Source organism: Calothrix sp. NIES-2100 (assembly GCF_963875285.1).
Taxonomy (GTDB): Bacteria; Cyanobacteriota; Cyanobacteriia; order Cyanobacteriales; family Nostocaceae; genus Aulosira.
On record NZ_CAWNLA010000001.1, the window covers coordinates 4,513,892 to 4,528,118 of the forward strand.

Annotated in this window: 14 protein-coding genes and 2 pseudogenes; 11 read left to right on the forward strand and 5 right to left on the reverse strand. The window is 39.3% G+C overall.

What is annotated here, in order from left to right; translation table 11 throughout:
• The first annotated feature begins 8 nt into the window (after positions 1-8).
• Entirely contained in the window at positions 9-233 is a 225-nt protein-coding gene (locus tag AACU32_RS18495; protein ID WP_339378056.1) for a hypothetical protein, read from the forward strand.
• Positions 234-283: 50 nt separating this feature from the next.
• Here the strand turns inward: AACU32_RS18495 and AACU32_RS18500 are convergent, their stop codons facing one another.
• On the reverse strand, positions 284-613 hold the full coding sequence (locus AACU32_RS18500) for a hypothetical protein (protein WP_096602134.1): 330 nt from the start codon (positions 611-613) through the stop codon (positions 284-286).
• A gap of 46 nt (positions 614-659) precedes the next feature.
• On the opposite strand from AACU32_RS18500, the gene AACU32_RS18505 reads away from it, so the two are divergent.
• The 4 genes from AACU32_RS18505 (at position 660) to AACU32_RS18520 (ending at position 3,870) form a co-directional block, all read left to right on the forward strand.
• Positions 660-1,448 carry a ParM/StbA family protein gene (locus tag AACU32_RS18505; RefSeq protein ID WP_339378057.1) on the forward strand — a complete coding sequence of 263 codons (789 nt, stop codon included), beginning with the start codon at positions 660-662 and terminating at the stop codon, positions 1,446-1,448.
• Entirely contained in the window at positions 1,448-1,861 is a 414-nt protein-coding gene (locus AACU32_RS18510; RefSeq protein ID WP_096602136.1) for a hypothetical protein, read from the forward strand. Before AACU32_RS18505 ends, AACU32_RS18510 begins: the two co-directional genes overlap by 1 nt.
• Positions 1,862-2,052: 191 nt before the next feature.
• On the forward strand, positions 2,053-2,400 hold the full coding sequence (locus tag AACU32_RS18515; protein WP_339378058.1) for a TnsD family Tn7-like transposition protein: 348 nt from the start codon (positions 2,053-2,055) through the stop codon (positions 2,398-2,400).
• A gap of 1,176 nt (positions 2,401-3,576) precedes the next feature.
• A complete protein-coding gene (locus AACU32_RS18520) occupies positions 3,577-3,870 on the forward strand; it encodes an HNH endonuclease (RefSeq protein WP_096608067.1) in 294 nt (97 codons plus the stop codon).
• On the opposite strand, the pseudogene AACU32_RS18525 reads toward AACU32_RS18520, so the two are convergent.
• From AACU32_RS18525 to AACU32_RS18535, 3 genes and pseudogenes are all read right to left on the reverse strand, one after another.
• Positions 3,857-4,267 (reverse strand): annotated as a pseudogene (locus AACU32_RS18525) (hypothetical protein); the annotation flags it as partial. The gene AACU32_RS18520 and the pseudogene AACU32_RS18525 overlap by 14 nt on opposite strands.
• A gap of 190 nt (positions 4,268-4,457) precedes the next feature.
• Positions 4,458-4,847 (reverse strand): hypothetical protein, encoded by a 390-nt coding sequence (locus AACU32_RS18530; RefSeq protein ID WP_096602140.1) that lies wholly within the window; start codon positions 4,845-4,847, stop codon positions 4,458-4,460.
• A gap of 157 nt (positions 4,848-5,004) precedes the next feature.
• Positions 5,005-5,325, reverse strand: coding sequence for a Pb-reticulocyte-binding protein (locus tag AACU32_RS18535; RefSeq protein ID WP_339378059.1), 321 nt, complete (start codon positions 5,323-5,325; stop codon positions 5,005-5,007).
• Between the two features lie 1,198 nt (positions 5,326-6,523).
• On the opposite strand from AACU32_RS18535, the pseudogene AACU32_RS18540 reads away from it, so the two are divergent.
• Positions 6,524-7,558: pseudogene (locus tag AACU32_RS18540) on the forward strand (DUF389 domain-containing protein).
• Positions 7,559-7,691: 133 nt separating this feature from the next.
• Here AACU32_RS18540 and AACU32_RS18545 read toward each other — a convergent pair.
• Positions 7,692-8,606 carry an S-layer homology domain-containing protein gene (locus AACU32_RS18545; protein WP_096602142.1) on the reverse strand — a complete coding sequence of 305 codons (915 nt, stop codon included), beginning with the start codon at positions 8,604-8,606 and terminating at the stop codon, positions 7,692-7,694.
• A gap of 494 nt (positions 8,607-9,100) precedes the next feature.
• Between AACU32_RS18545 and AACU32_RS18550 the strand changes: the two genes are divergently transcribed.
• Genes AACU32_RS18550 through AACU32_RS18570 form a run of 5 tightly spaced genes read left to right on the forward strand, consistent with a single transcriptional unit; the run spans position 9,101 to position 14,188 of the window.
• Positions 9,101-10,384, forward strand: a complete 1,284-nt coding sequence (locus AACU32_RS18550) for a TIGR00341 family protein (RefSeq protein WP_096602144.1) — start codon at positions 9,101-9,103, stop codon at positions 10,382-10,384.
• A gap of 8 nt (positions 10,385-10,392) precedes the next feature.
• A complete protein-coding gene (locus tag AACU32_RS18555; RefSeq protein WP_096602146.1) occupies positions 10,393-11,208 on the forward strand; it encodes an ion transporter in 816 nt (271 codons plus the stop codon).
• Positions 11,209-11,241: 33 nt separating this feature from the next.
• On the forward strand, positions 11,242-12,249 hold the full coding sequence (locus tag AACU32_RS18560; RefSeq protein WP_096602148.1) for a mechanosensitive ion channel family protein: 1,008 nt from the start codon (positions 11,242-11,244) through the stop codon (positions 12,247-12,249).
• The gene (locus AACU32_RS18565; RefSeq protein WP_096602150.1) at positions 12,246-13,592 is read left to right on the forward strand and encodes a DUF2254 domain-containing protein; all 1,347 of its coding nucleotides are present in this window, start codon (positions 12,246-12,248) and stop codon (positions 13,590-13,592) included. The genes AACU32_RS18560 and AACU32_RS18565 overlap by 4 nt, the downstream gene beginning before the upstream one ends.
• Positions 13,589-14,188 (forward strand): hypothetical protein, encoded by a 600-nt coding sequence (locus AACU32_RS18570; RefSeq protein WP_096602152.1) that lies wholly within the window; start codon positions 13,589-13,591, stop codon positions 14,186-14,188. Before AACU32_RS18565 ends, AACU32_RS18570 begins: the two co-directional genes overlap by 4 nt.
• Positions 14,189-14,227: the final 39 nt, after the last annotated feature.

The window sequence follows — 14,227 nt, forward strand, 5'->3', positions numbered from 1 at the left end:
GTCTAATTATGCAAGCATATCCAGTTAATTGCAGTCCAGATGTTTTCTCTGTTTTGTCACGCTATCCTGAATGGCTCGAAATGATTATAGAAGCCATTGAACTACCACTAATAGATAGAAATTATTGCCCAGAAGTTATCGAGGTATTTGACCAATATGGCTTATTGGTTGGGAGAATTCACGGCTGTTTATCTTATGAATGTAATAGAAATGCTCAAGAGCCAAGTAATTAGCAACCCCTGATGGTAATGTAATTATTGATGCTAAAGATAGGCGAGGTAATTTATTCATCAAAATTATCAATTACGTCTCCTTTTGGAAGTAAAAATATCTCTTTACTACCAATTGTGAAACAGCGTACAGTGCTTAAAAAACTTCTTAATTCTGATTTCCAAAAGTACCCTGGTAAAATTTCAAACGAAGCATCCGGAAACTTTTGTTTTATTTGATCCTTCGCCTCTTGGTCATTATATATTTTGGGAGAATTTGCTATACATGCTGCTTCGAGTACTTCATTTGTATTTTCTTTAATTGCCACATAGATCAAATCTTGAAATTCTTTCGTTGCAGTAGCATCAAGAGGAACAATAACAAAGCTAAAATTATCCGCCAAAACGGTATCTGCTATTTGGGTAGTTTCACAAAAGCTGAAATTGGGGATGAAATGTCGGCTTGCACTTGCTTGTTTGCTACCACCAGGGGAGTTAGAGAATAAAGAAAGTTTCTACAAACAACTTCTAACTGTACTTGCTGACTTTGTAACACCAACTGGAAGAATGCGAGTGGAGTTAATCGAGTTTAAATGCTTACCAGAAGGAGCAGAAATTTATCTGGCTTACCAAAAGAAATTAGGACAAGCTATCAAAACAAAAGTCATTGCCCTAGCGATGATAGGTTACAGAAATGCATCAGTGTTAATCAGCAATAAAGGCATAGTAGCAACTGATGGTAAGACTTCTGATTTAGGAATGATTCGACTTTTAGAGAAAATACTGGCCAAAACATCTGGGCAAACTGCTTCACAATTAGCTCCGGCTGTGGTTGCTGCTGGTAGTGATGTATCCGCAACTCCTTTTTTCCGATTATTGAGAAGTACGAATCATGCCAATAAACAGCATGAATTACAGCAACTTCAAAAAGCGGTAAAGCTTGGCAGAAGTGAGTATGCTGCTGTACTGATAAGTTGGTTAGACCAAGTAATTTCTATCAGTTCGGTAGACGAAATCTTATTTTGCGGTGGTACTGCGGACTATCTAAGAAAAGAGTTGAACTTGCACTATCCAGGAACTCCTTGTTTGTGGGGAGTGGGTGCAGAAATACCCGAACAAATTGATAGTTTCGGTTTGAGAACTAGGCTGGCTGATGTTTACATCGTATTTTTATATTTTTCAGAACAAGTCAACAAACGTCTTCTTCCTACTAACAAGGCGAGATCCAGAGGTCTGTAATGTCTGAGCAAATAGATTTTCGCTGGCGATATCAACCACGTAAGCAAATGGATGTGCAACTGATGGAGTATATCCAAGACAATCAAATTACTAGTAAAACCGAGATGATACTTTTGGCGCTGCGGTCATTTTGGCTACCTTATGCAATAGCTGGGGATTCCCTGACAAGAGAGCAGATGCGGCGTGTGGCGCGTGCTTCAGTCCAGGCTTTAAGAAAGCAGACAAAAGAGATTTTGGAGTTAGCAGGCTTGGAAGATACTTGCTTAGAAGTTCAAATGCAATTTACTCAATTAAGTCCATTAAAGATTGCAAACGAAAGTGGAACAACCCTTCAAGCTACATCTATTAATGAGCTTCGCACTCATGCAGGAAATCATGCTTACGACGATACAGGTTTGAGTAATTTTTTGTAGCCAGAAAATTTTGTCTCTACAAAGACATCTTTATCCACTAATAATTTGGTGAGACATATTGGCATCGCCTTCACCAATTATCTGGAGTAGAAGTTTGCCCAATCCATCATGTTTTTTTGGAATTAAGTAAAGCCCCAGCCCGTAATCATAGCAATTGCAGTGAGTATTTTTCTGCCCAGCAATCAATACTTTTGACAACACCCCGTCGCTTAGATTTATCTGATTCAAATCAAAAATTTCTGCTTTCTATTGCCCACGATGCTACAACTTTATTATCTCAATCTGGGGTATTACCTGACTTTGAATCTTTACACAATCGTTATATTTGGCTATTAGCTAACTCTGGGCTAGCTACCTACAATGGTGCTGTTCATGTAGGTCAATTGGTAAGGAAATTTAAACAATATTATTCATCTGAATTATTGAATTTACTTCAATGTCAGGTGGATGAAAACAAGCGTAGTAATTGGTTATCCCAAATTGTCAAATCTTTAAATAGAAATAAGGTGAACCATCCTTCAATACCGTTGCCAAAATAAGAGGATGAAGAGGTAGGGCGTTTCGTAGTAGAGTTATTGTCTCTCACAACGACAACTCAAAAACTACAAGCAGCCCATGCCAGATATTTTATCACTCCTGCAATGCCTACTACCGCAGATCAACGCGACAACGATGCGGCAATTTAACCAAATAATCCTGGCGATGTTAGCGATGAGCAAAAAATAGAGTCTGGTCCATATCTTGTAATTACTTCTCCAACTACTGCCAAGGAATTAGAGGTTACTAATTTAATTAAGTTTCCTGCTGCTAAAAATATTCATTTCTGGAAATCTTCGGAACTCACTATTAAGATTGGTGCAAGAAATCCAACTGAAAAAATGCCTCATACCTTGTTTGCTCAAGCGAAATTTATCACCCCTGATGGTCAGGATGTGTATATTGCTATCGGCACAATTAGCATAAAATCAATGAAAGAACACGACCTCAAGCCGGGAATGTCAATCAAGCAAGGTAAGGTTGAATTTCATTTCGGTATTAGTGATGGGATGGTTGATGCTTTAAAACAGCAAACTAGGGAATATGTTGAGTCAATTAGACAAGAAACACTGTCAGCAGAAAGATTACAACTTGCAGCAGCTATTCACGATGTCAGTCATACTGAATCAAGTCAAAATTATCTGGGACTCAAAAGAGCAGGTGTGGCGTTTGCTATTTTTTCAGATGAAGTTATAGGTCAACTCCAGCAGTTACAGTTTACCCAGATGAGGGTCATCGGGACTCAATTTAATGAGTATGCTCTGAAAAATTTTCAGAGTGAAAAAGTGGCGATTAAATTTGAGGATAGCGTGCATCCTCGTGACTCAACTAAAACTGCTCGTTGGGTAATTTTAGAGGGTAAAAAGCTCGGTACACTGGATGCTCGTTCTCCTCATTTACTAGCCGGATGTGAGGCAATTGCAGCTATTACTTCTGCTCCCAGTACGAGCTTTATTGTTACCAGTTTGAAAAATCCTGACCATAAATTGCAAATTGATAGCGTTAATCAATATGCTTTTGCAACTCGTCAATGGCTGGGTGAGCAAGTAAATATTACTTTGGATGTGCGTCAAACTCAAGAGCGTAAAACACCAACTGTTGTTGCTTATCTTGATAATCAAATATTGGGAGTAGTAAATAAGCAGTCAGTCAATTTTTTACAAGGGAGACTGGCTGCTATGGGTAGAAAACTTCAAGGATTTAGTTTTGTAGGTATTTATTGTCGGACTGTGGAAGCACTGACAGCAACAACCTTTGAATTTGAACATATTGTACCGCGTTCGGCAGGAGGGGAAACAGTTTGGGAAAATCTCTGTTTAGCTTGTCCGAACTGCAATCGTTACAAAGCCGACCGTCAAAATATTATCGACCCAGTTACAGAGCAGGTAGTTCCTTTGTTTCATCCCCAACTTCAGCTATGGAAAGAACATTTTTCTTGGAATGAGGATGCGAGCATGATGATTGTAAAATGATTGGCTCCCACACCTCTATTGGTACTGCTGTTGGGTCTCCATAAGAGCCAATTCTCACCGGATCGCGATATCGTTTTAACACTTCTATTTCATTTGTACCCAGTTTTGGGTAAGTTCCGGTTTTATACTTGCGGTAAATATTGTTGATAGGCAACAGATTAACGTAGCAGCTACCGCTTTGACTTAATTTCAAGGGACAGTTCCCACAAATACCTTGGTCTAAACCGTTTTTTGCTGCTGACGTGGGCACAAATTCTTGCTGCAAAATCCAAGATTGAATCAATCTTCCAGTTTTGCGATTGGATGTAGGGTAAACAAATCCGGTCAAAATCAGGGCTATCTCAGAACCGTCCAATAGAGAAGCTCCTGACCAAACAATATAGCTGTTCTGTAGCATATTGATAACAGCAGATAGTTGAATATTGATGAGTTGGCAAGTTATGAAGCGAGTAATCTAGTAGACAAATAGCCACAGCTATCTAGTTATTAAAAGCGTTGAATTGATGAGATAAATTGCTTTTAATAAAAAGCCTCCGGTAGGGAATCATACTGGAGGCTTTGAAAATTGCTACTATGAGTTTTTGGGATTAGTAGTGAGTGCTATCTTCAATCGTCTCTGATTGGTAATGCATATGATTGCGCTCGGCGTATTCTTGTCTACGTTGCCAAGATATTTGATTTTGAACTATCAAATCTTCAAGGCTTTTACCAAACTTGCGATTTGCATATTCAAGAAGTTGTTCTAGAGTGTATCGCTTTTCTTCAACATTACCAAAATCACTGGTAAAGCGTTCTTTAAATTCATCCCAATCAAAAGTGTCTTTGAGCGTTCGTTTGGCAACAAGTCCACAAAGAGAACGGATAGAATAGTAAACTTTTGAGTAGACACGCTCCGAGTAGTTGCTCACGGCATACTCACCTAATATTGAACCATCTATCGGTTGAAGAGTAGGGGTAGAAGATTTGCGTGACGGCATATACAATATTTCGTAAACTTCATTAACCAAATGGCGTAAGCCAACGAATTAAGAGAAGTAGCAAGTCGAAAGTCAGAACTATTTTGAAAATTCTGAATTTCGACTTACTAAATTCAACTTAATATTGTGTTAAATTTCAGCCCATCATTGGAACAGATTACCACCAAGCTGAATCATCGCAGTCAGCCATGAAATCTTTTCTTTCGCTGCACATCTGATACTCAGCTTCTAGCTGTTGTAAGTCTGCATCAAGTGCGAGATTTTTCACCGCCAGCATTATTTCTTTTAGATGAGTTTCTTCACTTATACCCGTATAATAAAACTTGATGAATTTGTCTGCTTTACCCATAAATTTTTCGAGATGGGTAACAAATGTTTGTTCAAAATCTATTGCCTGAATCATAGTTAATTGCTTCTGAATACCTTCAGTTACCTTCAGGCGTAAGCCAAAAAAGAAAAAGCAAGAAGTATAAATCATCAAACTATATTGGTTAGTTTTGTTATGCAATATTATTGAATTATTTCCGAAATAATTTGAATATTAGATAATAAAATAAATACTATCTTTGATGACAGAGCGTATGTAAGAATCAAGAATTGAAGAAAGAATACGAAACGCTCAATAAATCTGTCTACCTTGACAGATTGAGGTAGTGTGAATAGTGCCAGAAAGCAATACAGCATATGCACAGGCTTGTCGAAAAGTTTCCTGAAGCGTTGATGTCGCTAATTGTCCACATAGTTAAAAACGCCCCCGAAACTTCTTTTAGCTTGATTATTTATTATCCCACCAATATGCTTAGGGCGGCCGCATCATGTCAATAAGTAAAGTCTATTCTCAATAGAGTTAAAAATAATGTCATTAACTCTTGCTTATTGCGAATAACTTAGGCGTTGGCGTAGCCCGCCGCAGGCATCGCTTTGGGGCTTTAAAAATAATCAAACGCGAAATCCTGATTTTTTCGTTGGTTCTTAACCTTCGTTGTGATCAAGAGTAATTTAGATGCGTTTGCCCTACCAATATGGTCTGTTTATTTCCGCCTACCTGTACTAATACAAGTCCAGTCCGGCTCTTTCTACTCAAAGGAACCACCAAAAAACTGTTAAATTACTCGAATCTTTTCATGTAGTATTTGCAGTCACTCTGTATCGATATTGCGGTTGCCATCAACCCTACATTATCAACTAAATAATATTGCTGTCCCCAAACACAGTGTAAAATTTCTACTGAATCTATGTTCTGTAAGTATGAAGGGTTTGTGGTTGCATAAATCGCTGATAATAAATCATGACCATCCTTGCCAATAATCAGTGCTAATTACTGCTGTTCAGTTTTCTTTTCGGGTAGACGGAATTGCTCGAATCTGACTACAGATTGCTCAAACCAGTCGAGACTGACTTGAAGTAATAGCCATCCAGGGGAAATCATTGCCAAATTATTCAAGGTGTGAAGTTTAATTTTTGTCTTGAGATGGATATTTTTTATAAAGCTTTTGTTTAAAATCCTAGAACACCGATTCACTAATAAAATACGAGACTGAAAACCCTGTTTTAACGTCTCCTACAACGAAATATTCCTTTTACAACTCATGAAACCTGGTTTTTTCGTCATGATTCCGAATACTGAATCGGTGTTCTCGAATTCAGAATCTAAGATCATTTGATTTGGAGGAGTTTTGATAAATAATATTCGCAATCGCTTTAGGGGGTTTAAGCGCAAAAGGGTTGAACCATCACAACTCAAACAGTTGGTACATGAATTATTGGAAGAGTCTAGTCTCGATGCAACATATTTGATTTTGATTATTGGCTCATGTGCGTTAGCGAAGCTCCTCTGAAAGAGGCTCGCTACATTTGGTCTACTTGCCAATAGCACTGCTGTAATTATCGGCGCAATGATTATCGCACCTCTAATGTTGCCAATTCGAGGTTTAGCCTTTGGTGCATTAATTGGAAATATCAACCTATTTCGTAAAGGCGTAATAGCAGTATTCTTAGGCACATTACTAGCACTTTTAATTTCTTGCAGTATAGGTTGGATCGTTAATCTACCTAGTTTCGGCAGTGAAGTGCTATCTCGCTCCAAACCTAATCTGCTTGATTTGGGTATTGCGATCGCAGCAGGTTTTATCAGTGGCTACGCTAAGGTTAATTCAAAAATCTCTGCTAGTGTGGCAGGGACAGCAATAGCTGTTGCCCTTATGCCCCCAATTTGTGTCATCGGTTTAGGTCTAGCAAAATTTAACTTGTCACTCAGCTTAGGAGCGAGTTTGCTCTACCTGACGAACCTTTTGGGTATTAGCCTTGCTTGTATGCTGACATTTTTATTCACTGGCTATTCTCCTGTCGATCGCGCCCAAAAAGCGCTGCTATGGGCATTAGCATTAACAGGCGCTTTACTGATACCTTTAACTGTCAGCTTTACCCGATTAGTTAGACAAGCAGAACTCGAAACCCATTTGAGAAAAGCACTGCTGAACCGAACTGTAACTTTTCAGCGTTTGGAACTACTGAAAACTGATACTAATTGGCTGAGTAATCCGCCTCAAGTTCGCTTGAGCGTTAGCGCACAATCACCTGTAACATCAAAGCAAGTAAGTCTTTTAGAAGCGTTTCTTGAAAAAGAAACTGGGCAACGTTTTTCCCTAATTTTTGAAGTTAGTCAGGTGAAAGAAGTCAGAGGAGAAAAATCAGATTATCCTCACAAATAAAATAGATATCAACCGAATTTAAAGATGGCGTTCGCAACCTATTCAGAATTAACTTTTAATCTCAAAAATTGCCCAGTAATTAGCTTGTAAAACTCCACCGATATATTAGCCTATATTAAAGACACATCACTATTTATTTAGCCTTTTGGTTTCTGATAGGAGTACGAACAATATATTGACTAGCAGATGAATTAATAGCAAGTGGTTCGATTTTTCCTTGGGAAACTAAAGTTTGATAAATTAAAGCTGTAATCTCTCCGCGCGTGGCAGGTTTCCTTGGATTAAGAACTTTGGTATTTGGATAATTCACCACTATATTTCTTTCAGTTGCTGCTGCTACATCTCCAACTGCATATTGCGGAATCTTCTTGGCATCTGCGTAAGTGTTAGTAATAATAAATGATGCAGGACGATTAAGATTTAGAGCATCAGTTGGTACAGCCTGGGCTTTTGGTATTAATAACGGTTGCATCAAAGTAGTAAATCCAAGGGGCATGAAAATACGTCTTTTTACAGCTTTTTGTGTGGTTTGTTCAGGAACTACTCTCTGCTCGACTGTGCGGACAGTAACTGCTGATGCACTAGTAGTTAAATTCAACCCTTTGTTTAAGGCAACTATAGCCTCCACCTTAGAAACCGGTTGATTGGGACGAAAATAACCACCAGCATAACCCGACATAAAACCTTGTTGATATGCTTCTTCAATGGGACGAGTAGCCCAATAGTTAGTAGGAACATCTTTATATACAGCACCACTTTCTATTTGACGAATTGCTGGTTGGTCAAAAGCTTTACGAATGATTGCTGCAAACTCATCTCGGTCTACTCGTTGTTCTGGTCTAAATGTACCATCAGGATATCCAGTTACAATGTTTCTTGCAGCCAAACCCTGAATAAATGGCTCTGCCCAATAACTAGATTTAACATCGCTAAAAGTAGTTACATATGAGGATTGAGCATAGGTATCTAATGCTCCAACTGCAAGTACTATTAAATTTAAAGATAGTAAAGATACACCTGCTGACACTACCTTCGTTAACTGCATCACGATCTATGCCCCCTTTTTTTTTAAAAATTTATTCTTCTAATGCTTCAATATTATTATTAAATAGTGCAGATTTCGGGGAGATTTCGGGGAGAAATTTCATATACATATTAAAATACTACTATAGGCTGATTCTGCTTATTCATCAAGAGATATTTAATGAATTAAGCAATACCAAAAAAATTAAGTGTTTGAATTTGTGTTTGAATAATAACTTATAACAAACTCAAATTTTTCAATATAGAGAATAAAAATTAAACACTGGGGTAAGAAAGGAAAAAATATAGCTGATTCCTTCACGTTTGTTCCACTATTTAGATTTAATGTAAAACTAAAACGATAATGGGATGAAATTTTTTGTTATACCAATTTTCCCAAACGAAGCGATAAATCAAAACAATGTTGATTGAGTATGAGATACATTTTTTGAAAAATATTTCTTTGGGTAGTAGAGTTATCGCCTTAAAAAGCAACATGGTTAGCTGTAGGAGGGTAAAATGCGTCAACTCATTATCCAAGTACCACGGGGAAATGGAAAAGCAGTTATTGATATTGCCAAATCTCATAACGGCACAAATGTGGCACGATTTGAAGGAAATGCAGAAGAACCCATTGATGTGGTGATTGTTCACGTTTCTAATCGAGAAGTTGGGAAAGTTCTAGAGGAATTGCAAGACTTGCCCAAAGTACACATCACGCTCATACCAACTGGTGCGATCGCTTTGCAACCACCTGCATCGGAAGCAGCCCAGCAAGTTGTGGATGTGGAAGAACGCAGTCCGATTGAGATTTTTCTTTCTGGTTTGCAAAGTGTTGGCTCTTGGCGAGGTTTTCTTAGTTATGCATCGCTTGCAGGCTTTGTGGTCTGGATTGGCTTGTATACTAATACAACTTACTTATTAGTGGCGGCAATGCTGATTGCTCCGTTTGCAGGCCCGGCGATGAATACAGCGATCGCAACTGCATGGGGCGATCGCAAACTCTTAGGGCGGAGTATTTTACGATATTTTTCTGCTTTATCAGTCACAATTGCCACCACTTGCCTACTTAGCCTAATCTTAAGGCAAGAAATTCCTACTAGTTTAATGTTAGACAGTAGCCAGATTTCGGCAGTGGCAGTGATTTTACCATTGGCAGCCGGAGCAGCAGGGGCGCTCACCTTGGTTCAGTCAGAACGGAGTAGTTTAGTCTCTGGGGCAGCAACCGGAATGTTAGTTGCCGCTTCCTTAGCTCCACCTGCGGGAATTGTGGGTATGGCAAGTGCAATTGGTCGGTGGGATATGGCAATTTCGGGACTGTTCTTACTGTTTTTGCAACTATGTGGCATCAACTTTTCAGCAGCCCTCTTGTTCCGAATTTATGGGCTGTCTCCTCAAGCAACTCGCTATCAGCGTGGTAAAAAACGGGTATTTACTATTGCCTTGGCGATCACTGTTATCGCATTGGCTCTTTTACTAACTTGGCAGTTCTCCAATTCTCCCAATCTCCAACGCTCTAGCCTTGCCCAACGTGCTAACGCCCAAGTCCAGAAAACTGTAGAGCAAGTTGGTTTAGCAAAATTGGTCGAGTCGAATGTGCGCTTCACACGATCCAACATTACAGGTCAGGATACCCTGCTATCTGTTGTTTATGTGCAGCGTCAACCGGGGGTTACAGCGTCTAATGAAGAAATAGGCTCTAGCCTCACCCAATCAATTCAAGCTCAATTATTGAAACAGGATTTAAATGTCACACCTTTAGTTGATGTCAACGTGCTAGAACCACCTGCGAGTAAACAATAAGCCCATTTATGAGTAGTCTGAAGCTTTCCCAAAAGCAAGCCCTAGAAAAAGAACGCGGCGAAGTCTTGCAACAGTTGGAAGATTGGCTAGAAATTCCAATGCTGGTGCTGGGTTTTGTATGGCTGGCACTATTCATCATCGAGATAGTCTGGGGGTTAAACCCTTTCCTGGAAGCCGTTAGCATCACTATTTGGATTATTTTTATCTTAGATTTTCTCCTGAAAGTAGCGATCGCTCCTCATAAAATTTTTTATATCAAAAACAACTGGCTAACAGCTATTTCTCTAATGTTGCCAGCACTGCGTAGTTTTCGGATTATACGAGTTATACGGATACTACGAACAACCAGGGTTGTACGAGGGCTACAACTGTTGCGAGTCATGACTCGTGCTAACCGAGGAATGCGGGTTTTAGGAGCAAGTATTAGCCGTCGAGGGTTTGGTTATGTTGTGGCATTAACTGCGATCGTGACTGTAATAGGAGCAGCAGGGATGTATGCCTTTGAAAACGAAGTTCCTGGGGAATCAGGGCTGCACGATTACAGCACTGCTTTCTGGTGGACAGCAATGCTCATGACAACGATGGGTTCTGACTATTCGCCCAAAACGCCCGAAGGACGGGTGCTTTGTTTTTTCTTAGCGTTATATGCGTTTGCCGTGTTTGGCTATGTCACTGCAACTTTAGCGACGTTTTTTATTGGCCGTGATGCCGATGATGATGAAGCCGAGTTAGCTGGAGCGAAATCTATTCAAATGCTTCAGAGTGAAATCGCAGCGTTGCGAGGGGAAATTCAAGAATTATTGCATCAAAATTCACAGCGTTGAAGTTAGCAAATATTAATTAATTGAGGAAAGTTTATGAATGCAGAAATCTCCGCAGCTTGGGATAAAGTTCAAAGCATGATTAACGGGTTTATAGCTTTGTTACCAAACATTGTCTTAGGGTTAATTGTCTTTATACTATTTTTCTTTGTTGCTGGCAGAATTAAGGTAGTGGTTAAGCGGTTAACTCGTAACCGTCGCTCCGCCCGTAATCTTGGATTAGTGCTGGGAAGATTAGCTCAAGGCATAACAATTTTGATTGGGTTGTTTATCGCTCTTTCTATTGTAATTCCCTCATTTAAAGCTGGCGATTTAGTACAACTTTTGGGAATTAGCGGGGTAGCAATTGGTTTTGCTTTTCGTGATATTCTGCAAAACTTTTTAGCTGGGATTTTAATTTTATTGACTGAACCTTTTCAAATTGACGACCAAATTGTGTTTAAAGGCTTTGAGGGAACAGTTGAAAATATCCAAACAAGAGCAACAACAATCAGAACCTACGATGGTCGGCGGATTGTGATTCCTAACTCGGAATTATTTACCAATTCTGTCACCGTGAATACTGCCTTTGATAACCGCAGATTAGAGTATGATGTCGGCATTGGCTACGGCGACGATATTGATCTAGCCAAGCAGTTAATGCTAGACGCAATGCATAGCGTAGATCAGGTTTTAAAAGATCCAGCTCCTGATGTACTAGTAATGGAACTAGCCGGAAGTACTGTCAATATTCGGGTGCGCTGGTGGGTTCATCCACCACGACGGGCAGATAATCTGATTTCGCGGGATAAAGTGATTACTGCTATTAAGAAAACGCTCGTCGCAAATGGTATTGATTTACCCTTCCCAACTCAACAAATTTTATTCCACGATCAGACCGAAGAGACAGATGGCGATCGCTCTCGTCAGCGTGAAGGTTGGCCATCTGGTAAAGGTGAAGTACCAAAACCCCGCAGTATTAGCAGTTCTCTCAGGTTACTCGCTCAAAAGCAAGATGATAACAATAGTAAGGTAGATTCTGCAAAGGTCAATAATGAAACATGAAAAATGTCAAATTAGGTAAACTGTGGGATACGCTCCACTCAAGTTACTGGTTCATTCCCTCAACTATGGCTATACTTACCACTGCGTTGGCATTCATAATGTTAATGCTCGATCGCACAGGTAAGGCGGGTCTTAGTTATTGGTGGAGCTACACTGGTGGAGCAGATGGAGCTCGATCGGTTTTAGGAGCAGTTGCAGGTTCAATGATTAGCGTTGCTGCTACTGCCTTTTCAATTACAATCGTGGCGCTTCAGTTAGCTGCTTCCAATTTTGGCCCCCGTCTCCTGCGTAATTTCATGCAGGACACTGGCAATCAAGTTGTCCTTGGCACATTTATAAGTACGTTTATCTACTGCTTGCTCATACTTCGGACTATTCATGGTGAGGGAGATGGATATAGTCAGTTTGTACCGCAACTTTCAGTTACCTGCGGTATTTTACTAGCAATTATTAGCATCGGAGTTTTGATTTATTTTATCGATCATGCTTCTACAATAATTCAGGCTTCGCACATCATTGAAAACGTTAGTGATGACTTAGATAAAGCCATTGATCGCTTGTTTCCCCAAAAAATCGGGCGTAGCATCCCATTGGGACAAGAAGTTGCAGAAATACCTGACAATTTTGACTTGGTTGCAAGTCCTGTAATAGTTAATAAGAATGGTTACATACAAGCAATTGACGACGAAGAATTGATGAAAATTGCCCGAAAAAACAATCTTTTATTGCGCGTTGAGTCTCGACCAGGAAAGTTTATTGTTAAGGACAGTCATTTAGTTATGGTTTTTCCTGGTAAATTTGTTAATAAAAAATTAACCAAACAAATCAATGATTGCTTTATTTTGGGTAAAGAACGTAGCGAACAACAAGATATTGAGTTTCCCATCGATCAGTTAGTAGAAATTGCCCTACGTGCGCTTTCTCCAGGGATTAATGACCCATTTACCGCAATTCGCTGTGTTGATAGACTAGGCGCTGGACTATCCCGTTTAGCCCAAAAAGATTTTCCTTCACCTTACCGCTACGATAAAGATCATAAATTACGTGCGATCGCTTTTGGGGTAACATTTGAGGGATTGGTTGATAGTGCCTTTAATGGAATTCGCCAATATGCACGCTCTGATACATCAGTAACCATTCGTTTATTAGAAGCGATCGAGAATATTGCAACTTACACCAACAATCCCAAATACCAAGTAGTTTTACAGCGTCATGCAGAGATGATTTTGCGCGGTAGCCAAGACGGTTTACCAGAAGAACTAGACCGCCAGGATGTGCAAAAGCAATATGACAATGTTATTCAAGCTTTAAGAAATCAGACTTTAGCTGAAAGAAAAAAATGAAAAATCTCAATTGGAAAGGTTATCGAATTATTGCGTGGATAGGACAAGCTCTATTAACAATTCTTGTCATAGCCGCAGCAGTTCAAGGTAAATGGACAAATGCCTTTGGTCTTGCAATCTTCCTTATTGCATCCTTTGTATTTGTCATTCAAGATGATAAATTACCTACCTTGTTTGATTTTCTATTTGTCTTGGCTGCATTGCTAAATGCTACTGGTTGGGTATGGGATTTCTTTGGTATGCCAGGCCCTTATGATGAGATTGTTCATGGTTATACTACTTTTGCAATTACCCTCGCGCTCAGTTTTTTAGTCTATGGTTCAATGCTGAATATATTTCGTAATCATACACTCTTATATCTAGTGACAATTACCAGTTTTGGAATTGCCATTGGTGCTTTGTGGGAAGTTACAGAATGGTCTGCCGGTAAAATTCTTAATACTCAAGTGATTGAAAGCTTGGATGACACCATTATCGATTTAATTATGGACTCTCTGGGGGCAGGATTAGCAGCTTTAATTAGTTTTTGGGGGTTACGAAATTGGATAAATCGTAATACAAATGTAAGCAATTCCGAAACTAAGACATACATTTGAATTACACAATTTCTTATTTATTCAAATAAATAAGTTAAT